General features: G+C 35.0%; 7 protein-coding genes. 2 read left to right on the top strand and 5 right to left on the bottom strand.

The window, feature by feature from the left end:
- Positions 1 to 313: 313 nt before the first annotated feature.
- On the bottom strand, positions 314 to 1687 hold the full coding sequence (locus tag C9E88_RS17440; RefSeq protein WP_106986737.1) for a hypothetical protein: 1374 nt from the start codon (positions 1685 to 1687) through the stop codon (positions 314 to 316).
- 254 nt (positions 1688 to 1941) lie between these two features.
- On the opposite strand from C9E88_RS17440, the gene C9E88_RS17435 reads away from it, so the two are divergent.
- Positions 1942 to 2982, top strand: a complete 1041-nt coding sequence (locus C9E88_RS17435; RefSeq protein ID WP_106986736.1) for an Abi family protein — start codon at positions 1942 to 1944, stop codon at positions 2980 to 2982.
- Between the two features lie 219 nt (positions 2983 to 3201).
- Here the strand turns inward: C9E88_RS17435 and C9E88_RS17430 are convergent, their stop codons facing one another.
- The 3 genes from C9E88_RS17430 to C9E88_RS17420 all read right to left on the bottom strand — a co-directional run bounded on the left by C9E88_RS17430 (position 3202) and on the right by C9E88_RS17420 (position 6202).
- Positions 3202 to 3819, bottom strand: a complete 618-nt coding sequence (locus C9E88_RS17430) for a plasmid replication DNA-binding protein (RefSeq protein WP_106986739.1) — start codon at positions 3817 to 3819, stop codon at positions 3202 to 3204.
- Positions 3820 to 3895: 76 nt separating this feature from the next.
- On the bottom strand, positions 3896 to 4795 hold the full coding sequence (repM, locus tag C9E88_RS17425) for a replication initiation protein RepM (RefSeq protein WP_004763517.1): 900 nt from the start codon (positions 4793 to 4795) through the stop codon (positions 3896 to 3898).
- Between the two features lie 651 nt (positions 4796 to 5446).
- Positions 5447 to 6202 carry a hypothetical protein gene (locus C9E88_RS17420; protein ID WP_005175443.1) on the bottom strand — a complete coding sequence of 252 codons (756 nt, stop codon included), beginning with the start codon at positions 6200 to 6202 and terminating at the stop codon, positions 5447 to 5449.
- A 222-nt stretch (positions 6203 to 6424) separates the two neighbouring features.
- On the opposite strand from C9E88_RS17420, the gene C9E88_RS17415 reads away from it, so the two are divergent.
- Positions 6425 to 7708 carry a MobA/MobL family protein gene (locus C9E88_RS17415; protein WP_068911102.1) on the top strand — a complete coding sequence of 428 codons (1284 nt, stop codon included), beginning with the start codon at positions 6425 to 6427 and terminating at the stop codon, positions 7706 to 7708.
- On the opposite strand, the gene C9E88_RS17410 is transcribed toward C9E88_RS17415, so the two are convergent.
- Complete coding sequence (locus C9E88_RS17410; protein WP_316965221.1) at positions 7692 to 8021, bottom strand: hypothetical protein; 330 nt, start codon at positions 8019 to 8021, stop codon at positions 7692 to 7694. The genes C9E88_RS17415 and C9E88_RS17410 overlap by 17 nt on opposite strands.
- Positions 8022 to 8138: the final 117 nt, after the last annotated feature.

The following is an 8138-nucleotide window of genomic DNA, read 5'->3' as shown; positions in this document are numbered from 1 at the left end:
GTAAGTTATTGATTTATAGTTGAGGTAAATATCCAGCGAAAGTTTTTTATAAATGGCTTGTAAACTTTCTTCCGTCCTAATGACGTAAGTTATTGATTTATAGTTGAGGTAAATATCCAGCGAAAGTTTTTTACAAATGATTTAGAAACTTTTTTCCGTCCTAATGACGTAAGTTATTGATCTATTGCAGTTCGCTGATTTCATATTACGATAAACAAAAATCGCTTGTAAGAATATAGACACTTTAAATGGGTTCTAACAAATCGATTTCGTATAAGAGATTTTATGTTAAATCAATCAGTATTATTCTTCGTCATTTGAAGGTAGCTCCTCTACTTATTAAATACTCCTTAATGAATTCTTCTGCCCAGGAATATTCTAAAGAGTTGAGAGTTGTTTCTAATAATGAGGTTCTTGTATTCTCCCAAGTGATCTTGAATTGCCAGTATTTATAATTACCTAGAGAGGATGAAATTATAGGGTTAATTGTGAACCCGTTTCGTTCAAATCGCATCTTGAACTTTTCTAAAAAAATATTTAGCTCTTCTTCATTTTTGAGATAAATCCTATCCCCTTTATAGGGAAATTCATAAGGATGAGCATTTCTGATATCATCAATTCTTAAATTGTGAATTAAAAGAGTTACATCGTTTAAATTCTTCTTCTTAGCATATTCAATAAATGTGTGAATATAGGCAAATTTGATTTCAAAATAGGCTTTATTCGATATATCAGTTTCAGAAATTTTCTTAATAAAAACTCCGTGAAAAGAATTTTTTACAGAATCATGATTCAACGAAATGTTCCATATAGGACTAAATTCTGGATCAAAAGGTAAATAGGCAACAAATTTCCTTGAACCACCTCTTAACCCCACCATTTCAATTTTCCATTGCTCTAACATAGGATGAGTTAGTCCCATTAGTTCATCAAGGATGAAACCAATTCTAGCTCTGTCTATATTTGTGCCATATTTGTGTGCTGTCTCTATTATTTCTTCTAACAAAATAGGAGCATATTTTTCAAACACTGAAATTACAGTTTCAACCCCTCCACAATACTGGGGAGATCTCACCATATCTAAAAAGAGGAAAGAAATTTTTCTGACCTTTAAGCCATTAACAATCTCCCAGTGGCCAAAATTTTTATTAGTAAATACAAGAAGGTACTGTGAAAGATAGTTTTCCTCAGTAGGAAATCTTGGAATTAAATCTAGAATATCTTTTTCGTCATTATCAAAGCGAGTTGATTTATCTTTTTCTAAATTATCTAAAAAGTGCTTTTTCCATACTTTTCTATCAACGGTAGAAAAGTAAACAATATCACTGGCTCCATCAACTAATTTATGGATTTTCATAGCTGAGAAGTGAGAGAAATACCCTAAAGAATATAGATCAGAGATAATTTTAAGAGGATCTAAGGGGGAAATAGTTAAATTAATAAAATAAGAAGCTCCGACAATTTCATCGCCAATACATTTCAGCTTATCTGAGGTTTCTAGTTCTTTTAAAACACGTTTAAATTTTTTTCTATAATCTTTACTGTTATATCTTAAGTCACTGATATCTATATTTTTATATTTTTTATCTAACCATAATTTTATGAATTCTCTATATAAACTTTGTTTTGATATAGCTGACTTCTTGGAGGAAATAATAATATCCAATAAAGCATCTGAAAAATTCATATTGTCATAGGTTATTTAATATAAGTCCTAAGGACTTATATTAAATAACCTGGAGGAAGTCAAGTTTTTTATTGTAAACCATTGAATTTTATGGTATTTAATAAAGATTGATAGTGTTGCAGTGTTACACTTAGTGATATTGAAAATTCTATATATTATATAGAATGAACTTAACAACGCTCGCTACCTCCTTTAGTTTGTTAACTTGGGACGTAAGTGAGCTTTTTTTTTGGAAAAATTAGAAGATTTGTTGTATGGATTTAAAACAGGTTTCTCCATATAAAAGAAGAACTTTAACAGTTGATGAAGTTATAACTAAACTTAAATCGGAAGGGTTAAACTTTTCTAATGAGACTTTAGCTAAGTCTGTTCTTCAGAAAACGACATACCATCGTTTTAAATTCTACTTACATCCATTCTTAGTAAGTCTAGATCCTAAAGATAAACCAAAGCGTTTTAAGGAAAATATAGACTTTAAAGATGCTTTGAATTTGTATTTGTTTAATAAAGAGCTTTCTAATCTATTGTTAAGCTATATCTCTGAAATAGAAGTTTATTTGCGGAAGTCTTTAGACCAATTCTTTATAGATAGTGGCAAAGGATATTTCTGGTATTTAGATGATGGCTTTATCTTTCAACCAACAGTAGCTCAATTACGAGGATTAAAGCATAAGGATCCAGACTATCAAACTCCTCTCAGTAAAATTCAGTCGATTAGAAAAAAACTTAAAGCTCAATTTTTAAAGAGCAAAGAGAGTCACAACGAACACTACAAAAATAAATACAAGAATCCTGAACACGATATTTTTGAACAATTACCACCTTTTTGGCATATTTCTGAGTTTATGACTTTGGGGCAGATTTGTGATTTTATTGAAAGTATCAATATAGGAATTTTTATCCAAAGAAGCCGTGAGAACTCTTTAGATAATTTAGCTAAGTCCTTTGGAGCTACAAAGTTTCAGTATTGGATCACTTGGATTAATGGCTTACGAGAAATTAGGAATAGATGTGCACATCACAATCGCGTTTTTAATGCTAATTATGCCGCAGTTACATTAAAAGATATAAAACTGCAATTTCCATCTCATAGACCAAACAGATTGTATTCAATTCTAATAGCACTAGATGCTATGTATTTTAAAATCAATAGAACTCACATCAAAGCAGATCTACAAGAATTAATTGATAAATATCATGTACATTCACATTTAAATAGCTGTGGCTTTCCAAATAATTGGGCAGAAGATACGTACTGGAATGATAGTATTGTTTTAGTAGATGAGAGTGCATGAAGATGAAGAGTCTATGTTAAAACAGTATTAAGGTTTCCTAAAATTAACATAATACACCTTATACGAAATGCTCTTTAAATTATGTTATAATTCAACGTACTACTACCCGATTTATAGCCCATTCACCATCGAATGGGCTTTTTTTATGTTTTTTAGTGTTCCACGCTTACTTCTTGAACAATGTTCCACGGTTTTAATAAGTCCAGGTGAACAATCAAATCAGCCATACGGCTTAAAGAATCGGCTCCAAAAGCCTCTTTTCTCCGGTTCCTGGTCAATGTGCTCCGGTACTGGAATCCGCTTATTTTCCACCTGCTCCGGAGTAGTCAATCCGTCATCTTTCGGCTGAGTTTGGATCTCTACTTCTACAGGAGTTTCTCTTGGTTGAGTAGTCAATACATCATAGTTCGACTCACTTTTTGACCTAGTATCTGTTGCTATATCTAATTTTGGGTCGATAGAACTAGTTGTATAAGCTTTTGGAGCTTCTAGTAGGCGTTGTATTGCTTCAATTTGCTCATCTTTAACGTGTAACTGATCATTCTTAGCTTTTAGTTCCTCACGTTGGAACTGCTCACGCTCATGAGCCTGTTCAAGCTGTTTTTGAAGCATGTAAACCTGCTGTTCTAATAGGTGAACTTCTGACAACTTTCGTGTTTCGGTTGTCTGTGAACTGTTTACATTTCTAGAAGGTTCACCAAAGACTCGAATAGCTTCGGAAAGATCAATTTTACCGTCACTATTTTTACTTAAATTACCTTTATTAACTTGCTTATAAATGGCTTGACGAGTTATTCCATAGAGATTTGAAAGCTCAATAACAGATAGTGATTTCATCTTGTAATTTTGGTTGTCCATTATGTGAACTAAAATACATTAACAAACAGTCAACTGCTACATACACAATCGACCTTTATGCCTTAAAGCCTAAATTTTTAAGATGAGGAATAAGTTGTTTTTGTTTTATTGGATCTCGCAGCATATCTTTAATTTTAATAGCTAAGTCGTCATAACTTTCACCTTGTTGTGCTAGGTGAGATACTTCATGTAAGCGTGAAAGCTGATTACCGAACATATTAATTTGTGAATCTGTCAATTTATAAAAATTATTCTGTTCGGATTTATGCTCAATACTTTTTGATTTTTCTTTAAACGTGAAGTGAATGTGTGTGACTTTTCGACCTGTCTTTATTTGCTCGTAAGATACATTTAAAGGGCTATGTTCATTGATTTGAACTACAGCAGTATCAATAACCCATCTCTTTAAATCAGCAGACAATGGATATCTTTTCCCTAACTCCAACATACTTCTTAGAGATTCGATGGAAATCTCTCGTTTTCCTATGGAACGATATTGGCTTAGTAGCTCATAAATACGAATAGCATATGCGCTACTCATACCAGCAATATCAGATAGCGAATACTTAGTGAATTCACGGCTTAGATTAGAAATGAACGGCAAAATTTCTTTAGAAAACCGAATTCCTACAACGCTTTTACTTTCTAAAAAGCGTATGGATTGAATCCATCTCATTTTGATTGACTCATCATCAATAGCTAAATTAATTGATCTGTCATATAAGCGGTTTACACCATCTTTTAGATCTCTATAAGCTGTTTTTTCATGAACCCCAAGTTTTTTTAAATCATCAATAGTTACGCGATAAATTTCATCATCTGTAATATCTTCAGCCCGACTAATCTTACTAATAGCTGCTAAGACAATCCGTTGTTCTGTTGAGCTGAGTTGATATGAAGCCTCAATTACTTGATTTGATTTAACTACTAATTCTTTTTTAGATGTACTCATCATTTTTAATTCGATAAACTAACTATGAGTAATATAATTCTCTCATATTTGGTAGTCAATCCCTCATAGTTAAGTAGTCAATCCCTCATAGTTAGTAGTCAATCCCTCATAGTTAGTAGTCAATCCCTCATAGTTAGGAGCTGAAAGCCTTTCTGTTAAAGCCTTTCAGATAGCCTAAAAGATTTAAAAGATTTAAAATATATTAAAAAGGAAAGAATGAAAAATTGCCCTATGTTTTCGCTACGCTCAAACTCTATTGAATCTCGCTATCGCTCGATTCTTGGGGCAATTTTTAGTAAATCTCGTTATGACTTTAAAAAAAGCACAAACAATTCGGAATTCGCTTCGCTTATAATGCTTTTTTTACTCGCTTTCGCTCGTTCTAGAATCAAATTTTGGCATTTGATTTACGCTCTTTTAGATTTCACATACTAAAAAACAGTTTTTCAAAGAGTCAAAGCGCGAATTTTAGTTATGCCGCTCGTAGACACTCGCTCGGTATATACCTTCTAGGTATATTGTGAGTTTTGAAATGGATCTTGATTTGTATTTTTGCAAAATAAGCTAAATGCTCTTGTTTTGCGATTACAGCCACTTTATTGATTTAGACGTAGCTAACTCAAAAATTGGTTTAAAAGTGGCTGTAATCGCATTTTATTGCGGTTTTAAGTGACTATCTGCTTCAAAGATATAAAGTTCTGTACCGTGGTCATCATATTCACATAATCCTTCAATAACTTTGATAAACAATTCTCTGCTTCGAAAGTAGTTTTCAGTTCTTGGATGAATATATTGATAAAGCGTGGTGTTACTGACCATTCTGAAAAAATTTTGGTTATTGACGATGGTATTTTTAACTTTTTCTGGATCTATATTTTCGGTTGATAAATTAAGTTTGTTCCAGGCGGCTAGTACTGCTCCACCTAAAGCATATTTGAGCTGATTTTCTGCATTACGTTTCTTTTGGGCGTCTGTCAGTTCTTTATGACTTTTTTGCAAAATTTCGCGCTTGTGTTCATTCTCCAGCCGGATCCGGTTTTCCAAGGCTGCTTTTTCAATTTTCTGGTAAGACTCCAGGGCACGATCCAGGCGGAAGAAATTATCCTGATCCATTTCCTGTGTCAGTAATGCCAGAATTTCTGTTTCGTTGGCCAGAAGGGGCTGCTGGTTTTTATCCTTTAGCTTGATCTGTTCAATGAGGGCCTGTCTTTTTAAAAACTGGTTTTTATCACGGTCTGCAGCTTTCAGTAGATTGAGCTGTTTGTCATTGAATATGCCATTTGCTTGTTGAAGCAAGGTCAAAGCCTGCTGCTGGTTTTTCTTGAGGAAAGGGAGATTTTTAAGGAACTGCTGTAATGTCATGAGGTCATTTGAAGTGAGTATTTTCGCAGGTCTTCCACGGGCCGCCATCGCATTCTCCAGCATAAAATGGGTGAGGTTTTTGTGTTTTCAGTTTAGCATAGGCCGGCACGGGAAGAATTAAAAAAAATGTGGGAACATTTTTTTTAATTCTTAAGCTCGTTTCCGTGTTTCTAATTCGATATAATTACTACGCAATTATATCGAATTAGAAACACTCCTCCTCGTGCTCCGCAGGCTCTGCGAGGCCCCGGCTAAAAATGAAGGTGATATATGTTCTATTGCAACCTTGAACACACCGCAAAAAAAGCGATAAAGACACGATCAGGAAAAATCAAAGATGGCGCCACAGCCAAGAATCGCTTTCATTACATCACCCGAACGTCACACTTTAAAAGTTATAAGGAATCGGTTTCTGAGCACATTGAGTTTGTGAAATCCGGGAATTTACCCAGTTTTGCCGAGGGAAAACCGGCTGAATTTTGGCAGGCTGCAGATGTATATGAACGGAGTAATGGCCGAACCTGTTCCAGTCTGGTCGTGGCTTTACCCAAAGAATTAAACCAAGCGCAACGGATTGAGTTGGCTGAAGCGTTTATTACCGAGTTTGCCGACCGCTATCGTTTTCCATTTAGCTGCGCCATCCATAATCATGCGGGTTTAATTGCCGGGATTGAGCAACCGCATTTGCATCTGATGTACAGTGAACGGCATATGGATGGGATTGATCGTTCAGCCGAACAGTTTTTTAAGCGTTATAACCCCAAGGATCCGCAGAAAGGTGGTGCGCAGAAGCTCACGGCTGATGTATTGGGGATGGGCAAAGCACAGCTGCAGTTGTACCGACAGAAAACTGAAGAACTGATTAATGACAGTCTTATGCGGTATGCGCCAATGAAACAGGTTGAGATTCGAGGTATTCAGATAGAAGTGCCGAGTAGGGTGAGTTGTTTATCACACCGAGATTACAACAAGAAGTATGGAACCCAGCTGCAGGATGTCCCCGTGATGAATAAGGCGGTACGTTTTGCGTGTGAGAATGAACCTGAGTTGTGGGCCAAACAACAGCATATGATTGAAGAAATTCAACGTATTCGCGCTGAAAATCGTTATGAGCAGTATCGTTCGTTTTATGAGGCTGAATTAAAAAATCGAAAAGAGATTGAAGAACTAAGCAAGCAAGCTGAAACGCCACGTACTCGACAACAGTGGTATGCGCGAGAAAAATTATTGTTTTTACAGCAGAATATGCTGCAAACTTTATTGAAAGATCCTCAAACGACTGAACCTATAACATTGATTCAGCATGATTTACAGCGTTATATTGATCTTTTGAATACTGAATCGTTCGATCGACTTGAGAAATTGGGATATTTAAGGGATCTCGGCCAAAACTTAGAGGGTTCAGTTATTCAGATCGCCCCTATTGATGAAGAATTAGCATTTATACAGCGACAAGTCATTGAACGTGTGCCTTTGAAAATGAGGGAAAAAGCTGTAACTTCTGAAAAAGTAAGGAATCACGATCAGGATAATGATTTTAGTCCTGGTTTTTAGGTCGATTATTTAAGGCGCGCCATTGCATCATTAGTACCGCGTCTTCTTCTTCAAAGGTAGATTCACCTGAAATCAGCCGTTCTAAACGTTCCTCACTACTTTGTCTACATGCGTCAATCGTTTTTTGATCGAAGCTATGGCAAACAATATCCTGAGCACGTTTCCATGCTTTACGCAGTGCTAACTCCTCTGCATCTTTTTTAAGGCTTTCTTGGATACGTTGATGGATCTCATGTTGAGGATCTTTTGCCCCTGAAATTTGATCGTTCATCATTTGTTGTCGTATTTCAAACTCATTTTTAGGCTGATTCATGAGATACATACTCCACAAAATAAAATGAATCGTTTAATTTATTAATTTATGGTAATCACATACGATCAGCGAAAGTTTTTTATAAATGGCTTGTAAACTTTCTTCCGTCCTAATGAT

It is taken from the genome of Acinetobacter cumulans (genome assembly GCF_003024525.3).
GTDB lineage: Bacteria > Pseudomonadota > Gammaproteobacteria > Pseudomonadales > Moraxellaceae > Acinetobacter > Acinetobacter cumulans.
This window is presented reverse-complemented; position numbering and strand designations above follow the sequence as displayed.

Bases quoted from the DNA above. Each gene is read 5' to 3' on its own strand.
- C9E88_RS17420 (WP_005175443.1), bottom strand. From the start codon at position 6,202: ATGGCGGCCCGTGGAAGACCTGCGAAAATACTCACTTCAAATGACCTC.
- C9E88_RS17435 (WP_106986736.1), top strand. From the start codon at position 1,942: ATGGATTTAAAACAGGTTTCTCCATATAAAAGAAGAACTTTAACAGTT.
- C9E88_RS17410 (WP_316965221.1), bottom strand. From the start codon at position 8,021: ATGAATCAGCCTAAAAATGAGTTTGAAATACGACAACAAATGATGAAC.
- repM (WP_004763517.1), bottom strand. From the start codon at position 4,795: ATGATGAGTACATCTAAAAAAGAATTAGTAGTTAAATCAAATCAAGTA.
- C9E88_RS17415 (WP_068911102.1), top strand. From the start codon at position 6,425: ATGTTCTATTGCAACCTTGAACACACCGCAAAAAAAGCGATAAAGACA.
- C9E88_RS17430 (WP_106986739.1), bottom strand. From the start codon at position 3,819: ATGAAATCACTATCTGTTATTGAGCTTTCAAATCTCTATGGAATAACT.
- C9E88_RS17440 (WP_106986737.1), bottom strand. From the start codon at position 1,687: ATGAATTTTTCAGATGCTTTATTGGATATTATTATTTCCTCCAAGAAG.